Origin of the sequence: Pseudomonas sp. SBB6, from assembly GCF_024213215.1 — a bacterium.
GTDB lineage: Bacteria > Pseudomonadota > Gammaproteobacteria > Pseudomonadales > Pseudomonadaceae > Aquipseudomonas > Aquipseudomonas donghuensis.
The window spans coordinates 466,388-483,684 of record NZ_JANAVH010000001.1 but is presented as its reverse complement, the minus strand read 5'-3'; the positions used below and the strand labels follow the sequence as shown (position 1 = coordinate 483,684).

At 60.0% G+C, this 17,297-nt stretch carries 17 protein-coding genes, 1 tRNA gene and 2 pseudogenes; 10 read left to right on the top strand and 10 right to left on the bottom strand.

The window, feature by feature from the left end:
* Positions 1 to 9: 9 nt before the first annotated feature.
* The 6 genes and pseudogenes from NLX68_RS02320 to NLX68_RS02295 all read left to right on the top strand — a co-directional run.
* Complete coding sequence (locus NLX68_RS02320; protein WP_010221299.1) at positions 10 to 216, top strand: helix-turn-helix transcriptional regulator; 207 nt, start codon at positions 10 to 12, stop codon at positions 214 to 216.
* An 18-nt stretch (positions 217 to 234) separates the two neighbouring features.
* Entirely contained in the window at positions 235 to 615 is a 381-nt protein-coding gene (locus tag NLX68_RS02315; protein ID WP_010221298.1) for a hypothetical protein, read from the top strand.
* Between the two features lie 24 nt (positions 616 to 639).
* Positions 640 to 846 (top strand): hypothetical protein, encoded by a 207-nt coding sequence (locus NLX68_RS02310; RefSeq protein ID WP_038998271.1) that lies wholly within the window; start codon positions 640 to 642, stop codon positions 844 to 846.
* A gap of 24 nt (positions 847 to 870) precedes the next feature.
* The gene (locus tag NLX68_RS02305; RefSeq protein ID WP_036994997.1) at positions 871 to 1,137 is read left to right on the top strand and encodes a hypothetical protein; all 267 of its coding nucleotides are present in this window, start codon (positions 871 to 873) and stop codon (positions 1,135 to 1,137) included.
* Between the two features lie 97 nt (positions 1,138 to 1,234).
* Positions 1,235 to 1,310, top strand: a tRNA-Thr gene (locus NLX68_RS02300).
* Between the two features lie 172 nt (positions 1,311 to 1,482).
* A pseudogene (locus NLX68_RS02295) lies at positions 1,483 to 1,814 on the top strand (integrase arm-type DNA-binding domain-containing protein); the annotation flags it as partial.
* Between the two features lie 136 nt (positions 1,815 to 1,950).
* Here the strand turns inward: NLX68_RS02295 and NLX68_RS02290 are convergent.
* A complete protein-coding gene (locus NLX68_RS02290; RefSeq protein WP_254282520.1) occupies positions 1,951 to 2,829 on the bottom strand; it encodes a YafY family protein in 879 nt (292 codons plus the stop codon).
* A gap of 376 nt (positions 2,830 to 3,205) precedes the next feature.
* On the opposite strand from NLX68_RS02290, the gene NLX68_RS02285 reads away from it, so the two are divergent.
* The 3 genes from NLX68_RS02285 to NLX68_RS02275 all read left to right on the top strand — a co-directional run bounded on the left by NLX68_RS02285 (position 3,206) and on the right by NLX68_RS02275 (position 5,297).
* A complete protein-coding gene (locus NLX68_RS02285) occupies positions 3,206 to 3,352 on the top strand; it encodes a hypothetical protein (protein ID WP_254282518.1) in 147 nt (48 codons plus the stop codon).
* 287 nt (positions 3,353 to 3,639) lie between these two features.
* Positions 3,640 to 4,104 (top strand): toll/interleukin-1 receptor domain-containing protein, encoded by a 465-nt coding sequence (locus NLX68_RS02280; protein ID WP_254282517.1) that lies wholly within the window; start codon positions 3,640 to 3,642, stop codon positions 4,102 to 4,104.
* A gap of 239 nt (positions 4,105 to 4,343) precedes the next feature.
* Positions 4,344 to 5,297, top strand: a complete 954-nt coding sequence (locus NLX68_RS02275) for a hypothetical protein (RefSeq protein WP_254282515.1) — start codon at positions 4,344 to 4,346, stop codon at positions 5,295 to 5,297.
* Positions 5,298 to 5,403: 106 nt separating this feature from the next.
* Here the strand turns inward: NLX68_RS02275 and NLX68_RS02270 are convergent, their stop codons facing one another.
* Positions 5,404 to 5,643: a type II toxin-antitoxin system RelB/DinJ family antitoxin gene (locus NLX68_RS02270; protein ID WP_036994992.1), complete on the bottom strand. Its 240-nt coding sequence runs from the start codon at positions 5,641 to 5,643 to the stop codon at positions 5,404 to 5,406.
* Positions 5,644 to 6,105: 462 nt separating this feature from the next.
* Here NLX68_RS02270 and NLX68_RS02265 point away from each other — a divergent pair.
* Positions 6,106 to 6,999, top strand: a pseudogene (locus NLX68_RS02265) (NAD(P)/FAD-dependent oxidoreductase); the annotation flags it as partial.
* 100 nt (positions 7,000 to 7,099) lie between these two features.
* Here NLX68_RS02265 and rfaD read toward each other — a convergent pair.
* The 8 genes from rfaD to NLX68_RS02225 form a co-directional block, all read right to left on the bottom strand.
* Positions 7,100 to 8,092, bottom strand: coding sequence for an ADP-glyceromanno-heptose 6-epimerase (gene rfaD / locus NLX68_RS02260; RefSeq protein ID WP_254282513.1), 993 nt, complete (start codon positions 8,090 to 8,092; stop codon positions 7,100 to 7,102).
* 134 nt (positions 8,093 to 8,226) lie between these two features.
* Positions 8,227 to 8,673 carry a hypothetical protein gene (locus tag NLX68_RS02255; protein ID WP_254282511.1) on the bottom strand — a complete coding sequence of 149 codons (447 nt, stop codon included), beginning with the start codon at positions 8,671 to 8,673 and terminating at the stop codon, positions 8,227 to 8,229.
* Positions 8,670 to 9,575: an NAD synthetase gene (locus NLX68_RS02250; protein ID WP_254282509.1), complete on the bottom strand. Its 906-nt coding sequence runs from the start codon at positions 9,573 to 9,575 to the stop codon at positions 8,670 to 8,672. The genes NLX68_RS02255 and NLX68_RS02250 overlap by 4 nt, the downstream gene beginning before the upstream one ends.
* 77 nt (positions 9,576 to 9,652) lie before the next feature.
* Complete coding sequence (gene tagQ, locus NLX68_RS02245; protein ID WP_254282648.1) at positions 9,653 to 10,612, bottom strand: type VI secretion system-associated lipoprotein TagQ; 960 nt, start codon at positions 10,610 to 10,612, stop codon at positions 9,653 to 9,655.
* An 81-nt stretch (positions 10,613 to 10,693) separates the two neighbouring features.
* Complete coding sequence (locus NLX68_RS02240; protein WP_254282507.1) at positions 10,694 to 12,433, bottom strand: SUMF1/EgtB/PvdO family nonheme iron enzyme; 1,740 nt, start codon at positions 12,431 to 12,433, stop codon at positions 10,694 to 10,696.
* Positions 12,426 to 13,628, bottom strand: coding sequence for an FtsX-like permease family protein (locus NLX68_RS02235; protein ID WP_254282505.1), 1,203 nt, complete (start codon positions 13,626 to 13,628; stop codon positions 12,426 to 12,428). Before NLX68_RS02235 ends, NLX68_RS02240 begins: the two co-directional genes overlap by 8 nt.
* Entirely contained in the window at positions 13,628 to 14,344 is a 717-nt protein-coding gene (locus NLX68_RS02230; RefSeq protein ID WP_254282504.1) for an ABC transporter ATP-binding protein, read from the bottom strand. The genes NLX68_RS02235 and NLX68_RS02230 overlap by 1 nt, the downstream gene beginning before the upstream one ends.
* The gene (locus NLX68_RS02225) at positions 14,344 to 17,292 is read right to left on the bottom strand and encodes a serine/threonine-protein kinase (protein WP_254282503.1); all 2,949 of its coding nucleotides are present in this window, start codon (positions 17,290 to 17,292) and stop codon (positions 14,344 to 14,346) included. The genes NLX68_RS02230 and NLX68_RS02225 overlap by 1 nt, the downstream gene beginning before the upstream one ends.
* Positions 17,293 to 17,297: the final 5 nt, after the last annotated feature.

Genomic DNA, 17,297 nt, shown 5'->3' with positions numbered 1-17,297 from the left:
CTTGCCCCTATGCCGATAATTATTCGACTCGATGTAGTCATGGCCAAGAACAAGATCCGCTCCAAGGATCTGGCCGAGATTATCGGTATTACGGAGGCGAACCTGTCGTTGCTGAAAAACGGCAAGATCAAGGGTTTCAAGATGGAAACCCTCGAGAAGCTCTGTCGCGCGTTGAACTGCCAGCCAGGTGACCTGCTGGAGTTCAGCGAGGAATGAACAAGGAACTGGCAACTCGTGAGCAATTCACTCAAATGGCGCGCCGCGCTGCTACTGGCCGTCGGCCTGCTCGGCGGCTGCGGCCCCAGCTACACCTATAGATACTCCCCACCGCCAAGCATGGCGGGCATGAACTGCATCAACTCCTGCTCGATGGAGCGCAACCACTGCAAACAGATGGCGCGCCTGCAGGAAAACAGCGACCAGGCCCTGTACCAGGCCAACCTCAGAAGCTACCAGCATTGCCAGGTCGGCAAGAGCAAAAAGGAAGCGCGCAAAAGCTGCTACTACCCCAGCTACCCGTTCAACAGCGGTTCGAGCTACTCGTGCGGCAACGATTACGACAGTTGCTACCAGGCCTGCGGCGGCACCATCCAGCGCATCCTCAACAAAGACTGACGCCTCGAATAAACGGAATTGACTGTGGATATCATCAGATCCATCGCCCTGCTTGCGTCCGCGTTTTACCTGAGCGGCTGCGCTTTCATGTCCGACTGGCAAGTCCCGCCACCTGAGTCCAACTGGCAAGTACCCCCCATGCAGAGGTACGGCAACCAGAGCTTCCCAGGGCCGGACTTCAGCCGCGACCACCGCGCCATCCAGCACTACCTCGACACACACAAACACTGACACTTCGACCAAACGGAATTGCCTGTGGCTATTATCAGATCCTTCCTCCTGCTGGCGTGCGCGTTTTACTTGAGCGGCTGCACGACCGGCGACTACACCCCGATGTCTGGCTGGGAAATCCCGCAGATGCAGATATACGGCGACAAGGGCTACTCGGGCCCGGCCTACACCTGCAAGAAAAAGCACGGCTGCCGAGAGCACTGTAAAAAGCACGATTGCCGCTACAAACCGCTGATATTCGACCCCACCAAAGCCGAACCCAGCGCCACCACAATGCACCGCGGCTGGTAACAAAACACCTCGCGATAGCCGCTGAAACCGGGCATCGCGAGGAATGTTGCAGAAGTAGTTTACAGACGCAAACTGATCGCTATAATGACGCCCCTGTGCCGGTATAGCTCAGATGGTAGAGCAACTGACTTGTAATCAGTAGGTCCCGGGTTCGATTCCTGGTGCCGGCACCATATTAGGTTCCAGAGAAGGCTTTCAACATCTCTGGAATCCCCGAAAAACCCGCCTTTTGGCGGGTTTTTTCGTTTTGGCGTTCCGTCGGGCTACGTCAAAATCTGGTGGATTCCAGCCGTTTTAAGGGTAGAGTTTGGGATACAGGTCACTTCGATAAAAGGAAATACCCTTCTGTCGCGTATCACAGCTCCTCTCTACAACGCAGCTTGCTGCTTGGCAAAACCTACTGACCGCGCCTACAAGATTTTCGACGGCAAGGGCATCTATCTCCTAGTCCCACCCAATTGCCACAAAGGCTGACGGCTCCGTTATGTCAAACCTGACGGACGGGAAGGACTGACCTCAGCCCGCAACTATCCCGTTGCGCGCCGCAAGCGCTTGGAGGTCAAGCGGATGCTGGTGGATGGCATTAACCCATGGAAGCCAAGTACAAAGCCAAGGCGGAAGCCGTAATCAAAGGCAGAACCTTTGAAAGAGTTGCGCTCGACTGGCGTACCGGATTGTGCGCGAGGCATTTCAGCACATTTGAGGACTTCTTCGGAGATTCCCGTAGATGGTAAGTACACTCGGGCGAGTCTTCACTTACAGCGTGACTTTTTCAAATATCGCCAACCTACCCCCCCCCTCCGGAAGCTGATTTCAGCTATTCGGGCTCTTGTATCCGGGAGCAAACATAGAACTCTCCACTCCATACAGAACCAAGGGGTCGCTCAGCCAGAGACGATAGGCCTTGTCCTCAATGTTGTGGTCTGGAGAGCAGTCAACATGGTACTGCTGTAGGACGTATCCTGCCATTGCAGCGCGTACACGCAGCCTGAGCACACCATCAGGCATGTCATAGTCGCGCATCACGATCTGCTCACAGTTCTTATCAGGGTGCGGGACGAGGGGCAAATCCAGCATGCGATTCCACTGGTCATCATGCATTTGGTTTTCTACATTTCTAGGTTTTTGTCCCAACTGAACCTGAGCGTGCCCAATTCGGGCGAGTACGAAGTCTACAAACTTCTCTCGCTTCCTATCGTAAGCCCGAACGTGCCAGCGCAAGCCATCACAGCTGACAGCGAAGGGCACGATTTCACGTTCAGACTCGCCCGAACCAGATGTGTAGCTAATTTTCACCACCTGACGCAGGCTGATTGCACGAGTGATCGGCGCGAGGATCTCGACCTTCGGTTTGCTAAGCAGTGAAACAGACTCGTTGAGGATGAGTGGTTTTTCGCCTTCCAGACCGTAACCATATCCCTGAGAAAGAGATGTGAGCACTCGCTCAGGCGAATGCGCTATCAAAGGCGAGAAGGTCTCGCGTATCACGTAATGCTTGGCCACCGTATCGAGCTCTGTGTTGCCGGGAACAATCTCACGGTATTGTGCGAAATCCCGAGTGGCGGCGGCGGCGCCTATCCCAAAGCGATCCATCAAATCGGCTCGGGAAACGCTCCCGGTGAAATAGAGACGGAAATCTATGTACACCAGGCGTTCCCGCTGTGCCTGGCTGTAGTCGCTCAAGTCAATCATGTCCTCTCCGTCTTACCGTCTTACCTGTCTTGCCGAGCGACCTTGCGCTTGGCCGACCATTTCATATGGGCGGATCATAGCACGCGAGCGCTTGACGTCATCAAAATGATGATGATAGGCTCTGCATATGGTTGCACTGTATCTTTATCTATAGCACCTTACGAAATCAGAAAAGGGCTTGAATGGAGGGCAATCAACCAGAAACGAAAAAGCCGATCAAGGTGCGAACTTGACCGGCCTTAGGGAAAAGACGTCTGAACTAACTCCAGATGTCTCTCGCGCTTTTGTGGTGAAAGCTTTGCGATGGTAGCCCTTGTGGGCTCTGTGCGCAAGGGAGCGAGTTCTGTGATCGAGTTAACTCAACAGGAGACATTCTATGTCCCAGCTTGAGATGTTCGACAAGCCCGAAGGCGAAGGCGAGGTCATCTACCGCATGACCGTACGTACTCGTAACGGCAAGGTGATACGTCGCGCGAACGGTCAGCCGTTCCGCATCGTCATTCGCCCAAAAGCGACTCGTTGATTTGATCGCTTAACAGAGCCCAGGGCACCTTCTGTGCCCTAGGAGCTAGCTCCCGATAATGCAAGGATTTCGACATGTCTAGATGCACAGCACCAGTACGCGGACATAGCTCAGCGGCAGCCGCAGCGGCCTGCCCTGCATGCCGCTACCGCACCAGCTCTCGCTCTTACTACCCATCACTCAGTAGTAGTGGTAGTAGTTATGGGTACAGCGGTGGCAAGTCTAGCAGCGCTTCGAGGCCGCGCTGGTCAAAAGCGGGTTCATCAGTTTCATACACATTTGCCCAAGTGCAGTCACTCACGCCAATTCGCCAGGCCGTGGAGACGCGAGCAGCAGCGCAACCTGATCTACGTGATGTATTCCTGTGCCACGCGTGGGACGACCGGCTGGGGCCAGCCAAAGAACTGCACGAACTCCTGGTGGCGGCTGGTGTAAAGGTTTGGTTCAGCGAGAAGGATCTTGGCCTTGGCGTTCCGATGATGCGCGCCATCGACAAAGGCTTGGCAAATTCACGAATTGGACTAGTGCTGGTGACCCCTGCTCTATTGGCCCGCCTTCCCAAAGAGAGCGTCGCCGACAAAGAACTTTCGACACTGCTGGCAGGAAACCAACTCGTCCCCATCGTACACAACACAACATACGAGGCTCTCCGCAATGTCAGCCCATTACTCGCTTCCCGAAGCGGCCTGAGTACTGCAGAAGATTCGATGTCGGTGATAGCTACAAAGATCTCCGAGTTAATTGCACTTTAGATATCGAGGTCTCATAGCTCGTCATTCTGATGCGACTAATTGCAAAAGCCTGCTCCCCCGCCTTAGTCAATTGAGTCCATCTCCGGCGGACAGGCTAGAGCAGAGTTAAATTCGGATCGCCCCCTAATCTGCCCTCTGCGAAGGGCAGTTACGGGTTGAATAGACCCTATCGTATGCGCGCTTCCTAAGCCGTGTGCCCTCCCGAATCACCATACTAATTCCGAAATACAATAGCCAACATGCTACCTATCAAAATTTTGGTATCGCTCTACCTTATACTCCCTGCAGTTTTTGGCTACATGGGAAACTTGAAGCTCTCCCTGCCTAAACCGCCCTGGTATAACCAACACTTTGAAAAAGTTCGCCAATGGGAACCTACCACCTACGCAGCTATCGTGTTTGGGCTGACTACAATGGCGTTCTTTTTGGTTGGATTCCTAGCGATGTCGGGGATGAAGCTCGGAAACAAACTCCTGATTTCAGTGCTCGTAGCCAATTGCCTCGCCGCACTCACCTTCCTGTATTTCTACTGGGACGCTGCCAAACTATGGAGCAAATACGGAGGGGGGTTAAAAGCTTTGTTTGTGCCCTCGGCGCTTGCCGTAACGGCTCTTTCGAAAATTTATTCAGATGCAGGCATTGCCGAACTAAGTGGACTAGCCCCACAAGATCTTCCCAGCGCCCAGTTATTTCTTACCCTTATCTTTACGCCCATCATCTGGCTCATGGCGCTCTCGCTGGCGATGGGCTACCTCAGCCTACCATTGACGCTGATTCTGCTGATTAGAAGCCTTATTCATGATCACCGTCGAAAAAACAAGGAATCAGATGACCGGAGTAAAAATTGGAATTCACATATCACCGCGATTGTGGCTATCGCTTTGTGTACGATTTTTTCTTTAACCATCATGACAAAAGTAGTCAGCAAAAGCGTTTACGAGCCACGTCTGAGACAAGCGATTGCATTCTCCTCTTTTCATTTGTCCACAACATTTTGCGGGCTTCCAGAAGTAAAAAACGTTTATGTGGCACCTATGTCAGATGATCGTGCTGCGCTGGCGATACCGGATAGTAAACAGGCATACAGGTTCGTGGCCATCAGTTGCGAATCCGATAAAATTAGCAATCAAGAGGCACGAGAGCTGATAAACGAAGTGATTGCAAATGACCGAAACCGCTCAACAGGAAGTTGATACTCAGAAACTCTACTCCTGGTGCCACACCATACGCAGTAAAAAAGAGGCTCACCGCAAGGTGGGCCTTTTTTATTTCCAATGAAGTGGTTTCGCTCAGTCTGGGCTATAGGTCATCCAGAGCGACCTTCACTCGCTGTGGTGCAGCCAACCGCTCGCGTACTGTTGCGAGCAAAGCCTCGTCATCCTCCGTCAACAGCACCGGCTTGAACGGTAACTGGCCCCGCTCTGCGACGTACTGCAAAGCCTGGCGCATCAGTTCGGAAGGCGTAACGCCGAGCTTTTCGAGCTCACGGTAGGCACGGGCTTTAAGATCGTCGTCGATACGAACGTTGATAGACGCCATGGCTTTGGCCCCACTGTAATGACATTAGTCTGTACAGTGACCGAAAGCAGCTCGACGAGCAAGCACCTCCAGCAGCTTGCCGACCGCTTGCAGGTGGTTGTAATCCCCTCCCCCATCCGTTATAGCTAAAAAGGCATCCATAACCACAAGAGGCAGAATCAGCCCGCCATGTACGAGACCACACGTATCTTTCGCCCTTCAGGCCCGTTTGCCGCGCTGTTCGGCAAGCCTTACGGGCCCAACGCTGTCGCTAGCCCTGCGCTGACCAGCTCCCCCCTGTCGACGCTGTTCCACACCTTGTCGATTCCACCTCGCGACGTCCTGCTCGCGCACAAGCGCAAGCGCCCTGTCCCTCCACCTGCCAGCTGACACCTGAAGTTTCCGCTTCCCCTCGCCCTCGGTTCTGCCGTTCAGGGCTGGAGACGCTTTGCATTTTTTCAGTGTTTTCTGTCAGGAAATCTTATGACTATTCGTGTTGCCATTATCGGCGCGGGCCCGTCCGGCCTGGCGCAGCTGCGTGCCTTCCAATCCGCTCATGCCCAGGGTGCCGAGATGCCCGAGGTGGTCTGTTTCGAGAAGCAGGCCGACTGGGGCGGGATGTGGAACTACACCTGGCGCACCGGCCTGGATGAGCACGGCGAGCCGGTGCACGGCAGTATGTATCGCTACCTGTGGTCGAATGGGCCGAAGGAATGCCTGGAGTTCGCCGACTACAGTTTCGATGAGCATTTCGGGCGGCCGATTTCGTCTTATCCGCCGCGCGAGGTGCTCTGGGATTACATTCAGGGCCGGGTGAAAAAGGCCGGTGTGCGCGATTACATTCGCTTCAATACCGCGGTCAAAGCGGTGCGTTTTGATCAGGCCAGCCGCACCTTCACTGTCAGTGCCTATGACTACAGCATCGGCCAGGGCATCGAGCAGGTGTTCGATTTCGTCGGCAGCAGCTATTCGGCCGAAGACATCGGCTCGCAATGCTTCAAGTACGGCGCGCGCTCGATCACCAGCGCCTACCGCACCCAGCCCATGGGCTACAAATGGCCCAAGGGCTGGGAGGAGCGCCCGCAGTTGCTGCGGGTCGAGGGCGAGATGGCGTTCTTTGCCGACGGTTCGAGCAAGCGCGTGGATGCGATCATCCTCTGCACCGGCTACCAGCATCACTTCCCGTTCCTGCCCGACGAGCTGACGCTCAAGACCAGCAACCGCCTGTGGCCGGCAGGGCTGTACCAAGGGGTTGTCTGGGAGCAGAACCCGCAGCTGATCTACCTCGGCATGCAGGACCTTTGGTACAGCTTCAACCTGTTCGACGCCCAGGCCTGGTTCGCCCGCGACTACATGCTCGGGCGCATCAAGCTGCCGCAGCCAGCGGCTATGGCTGAACGCACTGGATGACTCACTGCAGGAGTACCTGTGCGGGACCTCGGGCAAGGGCGATCTGAAGACCTTGCGCCAGCACTGACTACGGTGCGCGCTGCAACCAGTCGCAGTAACGCGCCACCCCCTGCTCCACCGTCAGCGTTGGCTGCTGATAGCCAACGCTGCGCAAGCGCTCAAGATCGGCGCAGGTGTAGCACTGGTACTTGCCGCGCAGGTGCTCGGGGAACTCGCTGTACTCAAGGATTCCTTCCAGCAGGGCCATCTCCAGCGATAGCGGTGGCTGGTCCTGCTGCTCGCGCAGGTGGTTGATCACTGCCAGTGCCACATCGTTGAAAGGCTGGGCACGACCGCTGCCGACGTTGAACAGGCCACTCAACTGCGGCCGGTCGAGGAAGAACAGGTTGACCCGGACCACATCCTCGACCGCCACAAAATCGCGCAGGTGAGCGCCGCTAGGATAGTCGCCATAGCTGCCGAACAGGCTGACCTTGCCGTCGGCCTGATACTGGTTGAAGCAGTGCAAGGCCACCGAGGCCATGGCGCCTTTGTGCTGTTCGTGGGGGCCGTAGACGTTGAAGTAACGCAGGCCGACGATCTGGCTGCGTGCTTGGGCCAGTTGCCGGCGCACGCGCTGGTCGAAGAGGAACTTCGAGTAGCCGTAAACGTTCAAGGGCCGCTCGCATTCACGCTGCTCGCGAAAGTCACGCCCGGCGCCATACACCGCTGCCGACGAGGCATACAGCAGCGGCACCTGCAGGCCTTGGGCGGCGTCGAGCAGGTCGCGGCTGTAGCGGTAGTTGTTGTCCATCATGAAGCGCCCGTCGCCTTCGACGGTGCTGGAGCAAGCGCCCTGGTGCAGCACGGCGCGTACCTTGCCGAACTGGCCACGACCAAAACGCTGAAGAAAATCGTCCTTGTCCAGGTAGTCGGCGATTTCGCCGTCAGCCAGGTTGCGAAACTTGTCGCCATCGCTCAAGTCATCGACCGCGATGATGTCGGTTTCGCCGCGCTGATTGAGGGCCTGGACCAGGTTGCTACCGATAAAACCGGCGGCGCCGGTGACGATAATGGTCATGCGATTTCCCCCTTTGAGGGTACAGAGGCCTCAGTCTAGGGGGTGGAAATTGAGCAAATATTAACCAGGGTCAATGGTTTTGTCGGTTGCGTAAGGCTCAAGCCTTTGCTCGTTGACGTTGTTTGGCTGCGCGCTCAACGGCGGGCTTTGGCCGCACGTGCTTTACGATCCCGGGTGCGCTCTTCGCGGATCTCGAACAGGCAGATGCGCATTTCGCGGTAGCGCTTGCTATTGAGAACAAGGAGTCCAAGCAGCGGGAACAAAATGCCCGTCGTGTAGGAGAACGGATGAGGCCGGTAGCCATACGTGGGCAAGACGATGAACAGGCAAGCCAGGAATACGGCAACCACCACCCACAAACCCCAGGGACGCCCTCTGACAACGGCGATGTGCCCGCCAGTAACGATGACAGTGACAATCGCTGTAGTAATCAGAAATGAGCGAATATCAGCGCTAAGCAGATAAGTGCTCCAGACCAGCGAAAGCGTGCACCCTACGGCAAGACAGGAGAGGAAGTAAGTGCAAAGGAACGTCGGGAAAAAGCGGGCTAGAAAATCTTTCAGTTTGGAATTTTGATTCATTCCGCCAGCTCCTCATACAAGCCCACCGCGATTGTCTGCACGGTATTGCTACCCGCAAGGCCCGTGGCGGCACCGAGCGAATCCTTGATCAGGGTCTGTGTCGCGTGCTTGAACTCGGTAGGGGTGTAGCGCTTGACCAGCTCGCCCGCGCTTTGTTTGAGTTTCAACTGCTTGGCCGTGAGTGACGGGTGTTTGATCAACAACAACTCTTTAGTCAGTGACTTGCGTTGTTGCCGACTCAAGGTCTTGGTCAGCTCATACCAACTGCTGCCAGTGGCGGCCTTGCGCACTTGCAGGTACTTCACCGTGTTCAGACCGGAAGCACCTACGCCAAGCAATGAGACAGCATCCAGAACCGGCATGACTGCTTGAAACCAGACGTTCTGGTCCATTTCGTCGTTGTCGGATGGATTGTTGATTTCGTTATAGGTTCTGGCGATCCCAACAATGCATTGACCGGAGCTGGCGAGTGCCGCCGCACCGCCCACGTAACTCAATGCCAGACTCGTGCCGCCGGTAAATGGCACGGCTATCGAGCCACTGAACAAAACAATCCAGCCAAGAACCGCTCCGGTACAAGACAAGGTGGTGTTGACCGCCTCCTTGACCACTCGTGACTCACGTGGATTGTTCTGCAACTGGTGCATGAATTGCGCAGGGGCCTGGTACTTCGGGGCCTCACGCAAAATCACCCGCTTGGGCAACACACTGCAAATCGGCTGAAACTCACGCAGAGTAACCACGTTGTAATCCGCATCGATATACACCACCCCCGCACCGACGATGCCCGGGTCGGCATCAATGGCAGCGAAGAGTTTCGGCAGGTTGATGCGGCTTTCGATGCGCTGCCTGGCGAAAAACTGCGATGGATTGCTATCCAGTCGGTTGAGTAACTCACTCATGAACGGTCTTCCTTGAAACGGCACAGCAGGCCGCCCGGCCTTTTACTGCCGGGCCGGGCGACGCTGCTGCTCAGGCCTTACACGTTAGGGCAAGGCACCGGTGCCCAGTCACCCATGTCAGGGTTCTTGCACATGCTGTTGACCTGGCTCTGGCCGGCGCTGGCAACCTTCTGGCTTTCAGCCTTCTTGGCGTTGGCGTCCTGCAGGGTCTTTTCGGTGGCAACGGCTTCCTTCGGCACCTCTGGCAGCTTTTTCTTCGCCTGGGCCGGGGCTTTGGTCTTGGCTTTGGCGGTGGTGGTTTTCTTGGCGTTGCCGGTGGCCAGCACTGGCGCTTCGGCTTCGGCAACCACCACGACGTCGTTACGCTGCACGCCGACCTGCTTGAGGTCTTGCTCGTAGGCCTGGGTGTAGTTGTTGAGGTTCTCACCCAGACGGCCGTTGACCGCGGTGATCAGGTTGTTCGACTCCTGCAGGCCGGCGATGATTTCCGCCAGGCGCTTGCGGCCTTCGCCATCGCTGATCTTGTTGCTCTTGCGGCCATCCATCAGGTTGGCGAACTCACGCTGGTAGCACGCCTGGGAGGCTTTGGCGTAAGCGGTGCTGCGGTCCATGTCGGCCGCGCTCTTGTTGATGTCGGTGGCGTAGGAGCCGATGCGCTGGTTGTCATCGCTGATCTGCTTCTGGCGCTCGGTGTAGTAACCGGCGGCGCCGCCGACCAGGGCACCACCGGCAGCACCGATGGCGGCATTACGGCCACGGGTGTCGGAGTTGCCGGTCAGGGCGCCGGTCAGGGCGCCGCCGACGGCACCGATCAGGGCACCGGTGGCGACCGACTTGGTCATGTCCGAATCGGTAGCGCGCAGGTGCTGGACCGGCTCGTAGCAGCTCGGGTAGTACTCGACCTTGGTCGTCGCACCGACCTTGGACGCCGGCGAGCTGGCGCAGCCAGTCAGCAGGACGGTGCTGAAACCGGCCGCCAGCAGCAGCGCGGCCCGGCCGTTGGAAGCAGTGAAGAAGGGCTTGCGAGTTGAAAGCATGGTCAGGTTCTCTCTCTGTTTGGACACGCCCGGAACAACCTCATGTCGCCCCGGTCACTACGATGCTCGCCCGACAGCCGCTCAAGGTTGCGGAGCAGCTGATGCGAGCAGTTCTTTCAAAATCGTCGCCGGGTCCGCACGCCGTTGCTGGCGGTAGTCGCCGACATGGCGGACGAACAGGGTCGCGCGGCTGAGCAGGCTCTTGCCCAGTACCGGCTTGCGATTGAGTTCTTCCTTGACCCGCTGGAACTGCGCCTGGATCACCGCATCGGTGTAGCGCGTGCCAGTGGCAAGGTTGTCGATGTAGATCGCCACGGCGCCGTCGAGGGCGCTACGGCCGTTGTTGATCGCGGCGGCGAACAGCTTGGCGCTGGTGTCGTCACCGGAAGCCTTGGCCTGCTGCTGGGTCTTTTGCAGGTTGGTCAGGCGGATGTTGTAGTTGTTGATGGTTTCGGCCACCAGGGCCGCCGACTGGATCAGGTTGCCGGCGGCTTCTTCGCGCTGCTGGGCGATCAGCGAGACGTTGCGCTTGAGCTCTTCGTTGACCAGGCCAAGCTCCGCTTGCAGGCGCGGGTCGGCGCTGGCGGCGATGATGCTGTCCAGGCGCTTGGTCGGGTCCTGGGCGTCGTCGATGGCATCGGTCAGCGAGGCCAGGCGGCCCTCTTTCTGCCACTGTTCGAACAGTTCCTCATAACGCGAACGTGGGGCCGACAGGGCGCCGATGGCGACACGCAAGCCTGTAGTTTCATTGCTTTGCTCAGTGCCATCGGCGCCGAACAGCGGGTACTCGCGGCGCATGCCGGTGAACAGCGTGCCCTCGCCTTCGAGGTAGTTGCCGCCCTTGACCACGAAGCCGCCATAAGCACCCTGGCGACGCCCGGCATGCACCAGCTGGAACGACTCCTGGACCATTTCCGCGGCGTTGCCGATCACGTCGAACAGCCCCAGCGGGTTGGGCAACTTGGTGCCGATCGGGGTCAGGCGCGCGGCCTGGCCGGTACCGCCAGCCACCTGGTTGAACACCGCCCAATCGGCCAATGGGCCATCGCTTTCGCTGCCTTCAAGGCGTCGCGGGAACAACCGCCCTTCCAGTTCCTGGCGGCTGACGACCGAGCCGCCACGGGCAGCGAACTCCCATTCCACTTCGGTCGGCAGGCGCACAAAGCCGATACCGCCATCTTCAGCCTTCTTGCCACGGCCGCTGACCGGCAGCAGGTCGCGGTGGTTTTTCATCAACCAGGCGCTGTAGACCGCGGCAAAACGCTCGGCTTCAAAACGCGACAGCTTGACCTTGGGCAACCGCGCAGCCATGCCGGTCGGCACCTCACAGGCCGGCGCCGGCTCGCCGCTGGCCAGCGACTGGGCCTGGGCCATCACCTGCGCGTACTGGCGGGCGGTGACTTCGTACTTGCCGATGAAGTACATCATCGGTTTCAGCGGGCTGCCGGCGTCGGTTTTCGGCAAGCTCGGGCCGATGCGTTTTTTCCAGTCGGCGGAGAGGTCCTGCAGGCCGAACTGACCGTTGATGAAGTCGCGGCGATAACCGGAAATGAACGACTGTTTGTAGCCCGCTTCGCCCTCGCTGAAGGGGTAGCCGAGGTTCACTTCACGGTCATCGAGGCTGCCCTGGGCCAGCACGTAGACATGACGGAAGACCATCTCGCCGTCGCACGGCAACGGCAGGCTGATGTCGTCAGCCAGCGGCTTGGGGTTGTCCAGCTTGTTGCTGGCAGGCTTGGGCTCGTCCTCGGCCTGGGCACAGGACACCAGGCTCAAGGCGGCGACGATCAGCGCCAGGGCGGGTAAGCGGCGGTCAAACATCTCGAATTCCTTCACAAGCGTCTATTCGCGCCACGCGCCAGCCGCCCAGGGCGGCAGCGGCCGCGCTGGCCAGCAACACAGCGAGCAGGGCGACGAGGTAATGCGACGGGAGCAGATGACTGGCGTACTCACCGGGCATCTGCATGAACAACTGGTTGAGGCCGCTTTCGGCCAGGGCGTACAGCGCAGCGCCGATGACGGCGGCAAGCACACCGCTGTACAGCGCCTGCAGCACGACGAAGGCCAGCAAGGCGCAAGTACTGAAACCGAGCAGGCGCAACACCGACAGCTCGCGGCGCTTGCGCTCGACCGCCGCCAGGGCGCCGGCGCAGATAGCCGCGAACGCGCCAGCCACTGCCAGCGCGGCAATGATCCAGAACACCAGGGTCAGGTTGCGGCTCAACGACTGCACCTGGGCAATGGCCGGGGCCTGGGTTGAAACCAGCAATTGACGGTCGGCAAAAAAGCGGCGCAACGGCTCGACATCGGTGAGGTTGCGCGCATACAGGCGGAAGGCTGGATAAACCCGCTGCGCCTCCCCGGCCCGGGTCTCGCCTTCCCACCCCAGCGCGGGCACAGCACGGCCATCGCGGTAGTCTTCGGCGGCTTCCAACAACGCCAAAGGTGCAAACAACGCGTCACGCTCGAAAGCCTCCAGCGGCAATACCGCCAGCACCCGCAACGTGCTGCGTTGAACCTGGATCTGCCCGGCCAGCTGACGGCTGAACGACGCCTCAAGTGCGTCGCCGGCCTGGGCGCCGAGCTTTTCCGCCGCCGTGCGGCTGAGGACGATCTGGTCGATGGCACTGGGGATTTCCAGCCCCTGCAAAAGAGGGTCGTTGAGCGCCGTCGGGATCATCTCGACGTTCACCACCACCTTGCGGGCAGACAGCACCAGATCAGCAGTCGCGGCAATTTGCCGGGTACGCGGCAAGGCAAAGGCCACATCCGGACGCTCGGCCAACTCGGCAACGAAACCCGCGCTGAAACGGCCACCGCCCAACGGGATGATTTCCCGCACCGCCGGGTCGCGCTGCAGACGCTCGGTCAGGCTGCTGACCAGGCCGAACTTCAGGCCGAACAGCACCAGCAACGGCGCAATCACCGCCACCAGCGCCAACACGCTACAGGCAGACAGCCGCGCGTCGTTGCGGTAGTCCCGCCAGGCCAGGGCGGCGATCAGCATCGGGCGCATCAGGGCTGGCCCTCCAGCGTGGCGGTCACACCCCCGTCAGCATCGCGGCGGCAGACCATGCGCAACACCTGCAAGCCGGCATCGCGGGCCAGCGCCTCATCATGGGTGGCGATCAGGCAGGCCACCTGCCGCGCTTGCGCCTGACGCAGCAACAGCTGCATCACCCGTTCGGCATTGATTGGATCAAGGGCCGCGGTCGGCTCATCGGCCAGCAGCAGGTCGGGGTTGTGCGCCAGGGCACGGGCGCAGCTGACCCGCTGGCGTTGGCCGACCGATAAGGCTGTCGGCTTCTTGTCGAGCTGGTCGTCAATCTCCAGTTGCTCGGCCAGGCGCTGCACACTGCCGTCATCGCCCAGGCCAAGCACCTGGCGCGGCAGAACGATGTTGCTGCGTACATCGAGAAAGCCCAGCAAGCCCCCCGCTTGCAACACATAACCCAGGTGCCGGCGGCGCAGGTGCGCCAGCCGGTCCTGACGCTGTTCACGCCACAGCTGCTGGACATCGTAGGTGTGCGAGTCGGTGCTGAACACGAAGCGCTCGGCCTGATCCGGCTGCAGCACCAACGCCAGCAGGTCGAGCAAGGTGCTCTTGCCGCAACCGCTGGGGCCGACCAGCGCCAACTGCTGACCGGCGCGCAGCTCCAGGCGCTCGATCTCCAGGCTGTAGCGCTGGGTGCCGAGGCCGCGGGTTTTACGCAGCGCGTGCAGGCTGATCATCACGGCAGCGTCGACAACGGAACACGGTACAAGGCGTCACCAGGCTCGGCATTGCCGAAACGCACCCAGTTGGCCATGTCGTTGTGGAAGGTTTCGTACAGGCGGATCTTCGAATCCAGCTCGTCGATGAAATCCTCCTGTTCGCCAACGCTGAGCGACAACCACAGGTCCTGGGTCATGCTCAGGGATTTGCTGCGGTATGGCAGGCCCTCCAGGTATTCGCCCAGCACCCCGCCTTCGGCAAGGTTGGCGCCCTTGCGCAGGGCGGCCGGGTCGCGGCTCATGTAGGCACTGGCGCTGGCGATTTCCTGGAAGAAATCCTTGGGCGAGGTACGGGTCTTGCGCGCGGCATCGACGATCAGTTTCAGCGACTGTTGCAGGTCGTTGAGTTGCAGCTTGGTGAGCATCACGCAAACCTGCAGGGTTGGCAGCGCCGGGTTGGTCAGGTCGCGGTCGGAGGTCCAGGCGCTGACCAGTTGCGGGGCCTGGCTGGCGCTCTTGCGGCCGAGAAAGTCCATGTGCATGGCATAGCCAATGGCGGCTGATTTATCCGCAACGCTTGGCGAAGCAGCCAGCAGCGGCGCCGGTTGTGCCGGGTTGCTGCGTACCTGGTGGACCAGGTCGGCGAAGCTCGAACCGATCTCGCGCACCCGCTCGCCAAACTTGTTCACATCGCCACCGGGCACCGACACATACAGGTCGCCGATCTGCGGGTTGGCATCGGCAGTCAACACCCGGTACTGCTGCTCGGCGTAGGCGTGGTTCTTCTTGCCGGCGTCGGTGCGCAGGTGCAGGGCGTAGATTTTGATCTGCTTGCTCAGGGCCGCCTGGCGCACTTCCGCTTCGTTCATCTGGGTACTGCTGTAGCGGTCGTTCTTGCGCAAGGAGCCGGCATCGCTGACCAGCAGGATCAGGCGACCGCCATAGCCGGACCAGTCCATGCCGTCGACCGCCTGCATGATCCCGGCAAAGGCGTCTTCGTTGAACGAGTGGCTGGAGACGTTAGTGGCCTTGACCTGTTCGGCCAGCTTCAGAAAACGCTCGGGGTCGCGGCCCTGGTCCAGGGTCACCAGGGTCTTGGTCAGGTATTCCAGGGCCGGTGTGCGCGTGGTGTTGTTGCGAAAGCCGACCAGGCCGAAGCTGACGTTATCCAGCTCGCCACGGCGCGAGATCTGTCCATGCAGCTCGTGCACCACCTGGCGCACCTGATCGATATAGGGCTGCATCGACACCGACGTATCCACCACCAGCACCACGGCGGTACGGAAGGCATCGCTGGAGGTGGCCATGCCGGCGGCCTTGGGTTCACTGCTGCGCGCGCTGCTGCCTGGGTCGATGGAGGCGACATTGAGCAGCTGCAGCGGCTGGCCGTTTTCGTCAAAGCTCTCACGCGCCTCGAAGATCGGCATCAGGTAGAACTGGTCTTGAGGCACGGCGCTGGCGCTGGGTTCCAGGGCCATCACCTGCGGTACTTCGTCCGGGTTGTTCTGCGCCTTGAGCAGCTCGCTGCGAGCGGCCGAGGTATCGCCGAGCAAGCGCTCAAGCTCGTCGGCCTGGCGCAGGAACATCACTGGCGCGCGCCCCGAGCGTTCAGTGAACTTGAGTACCAGGCTCTGCTTCCAGTCGCTGACCTGGGAGGCTGGCAACCAACCGTCGCGGCGGCCATCACTGGCGCTGCCGACCTGCAGCCAGGGGCTGCCGTTGACGTCCTGGCGCTGGTAGACATAGAGCACGGTAAAGGCCGGCAGGGTATCGCTGGGCGTGGCGCCCGGCTGGCTGACGACCTGGGCGCCAGGCTTGCTCAGCACACGTTGGAACAGGGTTTTCTTGCCCGCCATCAGCAGCGGCCGATCACCGTCGTTGCTAGCGGCTACGGGCGTCTGCGGCGCCGGCTCGGGGGTTTGCACCGACGGCGCCTCAACGACCTGTTCATCGCCACTCATGGTCCAATAGCCCACCCCGCCCAGGCCCAGGGCGGCCGCGACGGCTATGGCGAGCAGGGCCAACGCCGGACGCTTGCGCGGTGCCGGCGGTGGCGATGCCTTGGCGATCGGTTCCGGTGTTGGCGCGGGAGGCAGCGGTGGAGTCTGCACCGCTACAGGCGTCACCGGGCTGGTAATCGGCAGCGGCTGGATCAAGGTGCTGTCAGCTTCTTGCGCTGGCAGGCGATCGAGCGCCGCCAGCAGCGTCTCGGCATCGGCGTAGCGCTCGGCCGGGTCCTTGGCCAGCAAGCCACGGAGGATCTCCTGATACCGGCCGTGCTCGATCGGCAGCTCCGGCAACGGTTCGGTCAAATGCGCCAGCGCCGTCGACAGCGCATCGTTGCCGCTGTACGGCAGCTTGCCAACCAGCATCTCGTAAAACACCACGCCCAGGGCGTAGAGGTCGGCACGGCCGTCGATTTCCTGGCCGCGCGCCTGCTCCGGGCTCATGTAGCTCGGGGTGCCGACGGCGAAACCGGCCTGGGTGAACTGGGTCCGGTCATCCAGCGACTTGGCGATGCCGAAGTCCGACAGCACCGCTGTGCCATCGGCGCGAAACAGGATGTTGGCCGGTTTGACGTCACGGTGCACCAGGCCCTGGGCATGGGCGTAACCCAGTGCCGAGGCGATCTGGCGGATGTACGACAGGCCCTGCTCCGGCGTTACCCCGGCGGCAATGCGTTCCTTGAGGGTGCCGTTGGGCAGGTACTCCATGGCCATGTAGTACAGCTCGCCGACATTGCCGATGTCGTGGATGGTCACCGTGTGCGGGTGCGACAACCGCGCCAGGGTTCGGCCTTCACGCAAGAAGCGCTCGCAGAAGGTCGGGTCGGCGGCCAGTGCCGCGGCCATGACCTTCAATGCCACCTTGCGCTCCAGCGAGCGCTGGGTGGCCAGGTAGACGGTGGCCATGGCGCCTTCGCCAATCTCGCCGTCGATGTCGTATCCGGGGATCACTTTGTCCATGTGCT

Coding starts and splice junctions, on each gene's coding strand:
- NLX68_RS02320 (WP_010221299.1), top strand. CDS start 10: ATGCCGATAATTATTCGACTCGATGTAGTCATGGCCAAGAACAAGATC.
- NLX68_RS02290 (WP_254282520.1), bottom strand. CDS start 2,829: ATGATTGACTTGAGCGACTACAGCCAGGCACAGCGGGAACGCCTGGTG.
- NLX68_RS02285 (WP_254282518.1), top strand. CDS start 3,206: ATGTCCCAGCTTGAGATGTTCGACAAGCCCGAAGGCGAAGGCGAGGTC.
- NLX68_RS02275 (WP_254282515.1), top strand. CDS start 4,344: ATGCTACCTATCAAAATTTTGGTATCGCTCTACCTTATACTCCCTGCA.
- NLX68_RS02270 (WP_036994992.1), bottom strand. CDS start 5,643: ATGGCGTCTATCAACGTTCGTATCGACGACGATCTTAAAGCCCGTGCC.
- rfaD (WP_254282513.1), bottom strand. CDS start 8,092: ATGACCATTATCGTCACCGGCGCCGCCGGTTTTATCGGTAGCAACCTG.
- NLX68_RS02255 (WP_254282511.1), bottom strand. CDS start 8,673: ATGAATCAAAATTCCAAACTGAAAGATTTTCTAGCCCGCTTTTTCCCG.
- NLX68_RS02250 (WP_254282509.1), bottom strand. CDS start 9,575: ATGAGTGAGTTACTCAACCGACTGGATAGCAATCCATCGCAGTTTTTC.
- tagQ (WP_254282648.1), bottom strand. CDS start 10,612: ATGCTTTCAACTCGCAAGCCCTTCTTCACTGCTTCCAACGGCCGGGCC.
- NLX68_RS02240 (WP_254282507.1), bottom strand. CDS start 12,433: ATGTTTGACCGCCGCTTACCCGCCCTGGCGCTGATCGTCGCCGCCTTG.
- NLX68_RS02235 (WP_254282505.1), bottom strand. CDS start 13,628: ATGCGCCCGATGCTGATCGCCGCCCTGGCCTGGCGGGACTACCGCAAC.
- NLX68_RS02230 (WP_254282504.1), bottom strand. CDS start 14,344: ATGATCAGCCTGCACGCGCTGCGTAAAACCCGCGGCCTCGGCACCCAG.
- NLX68_RS02225 (WP_254282503.1), bottom strand. CDS start 17,292: ATGGACAAAGTGATCCCCGGATACGACATCGACGGCGAGATTGGCGAA.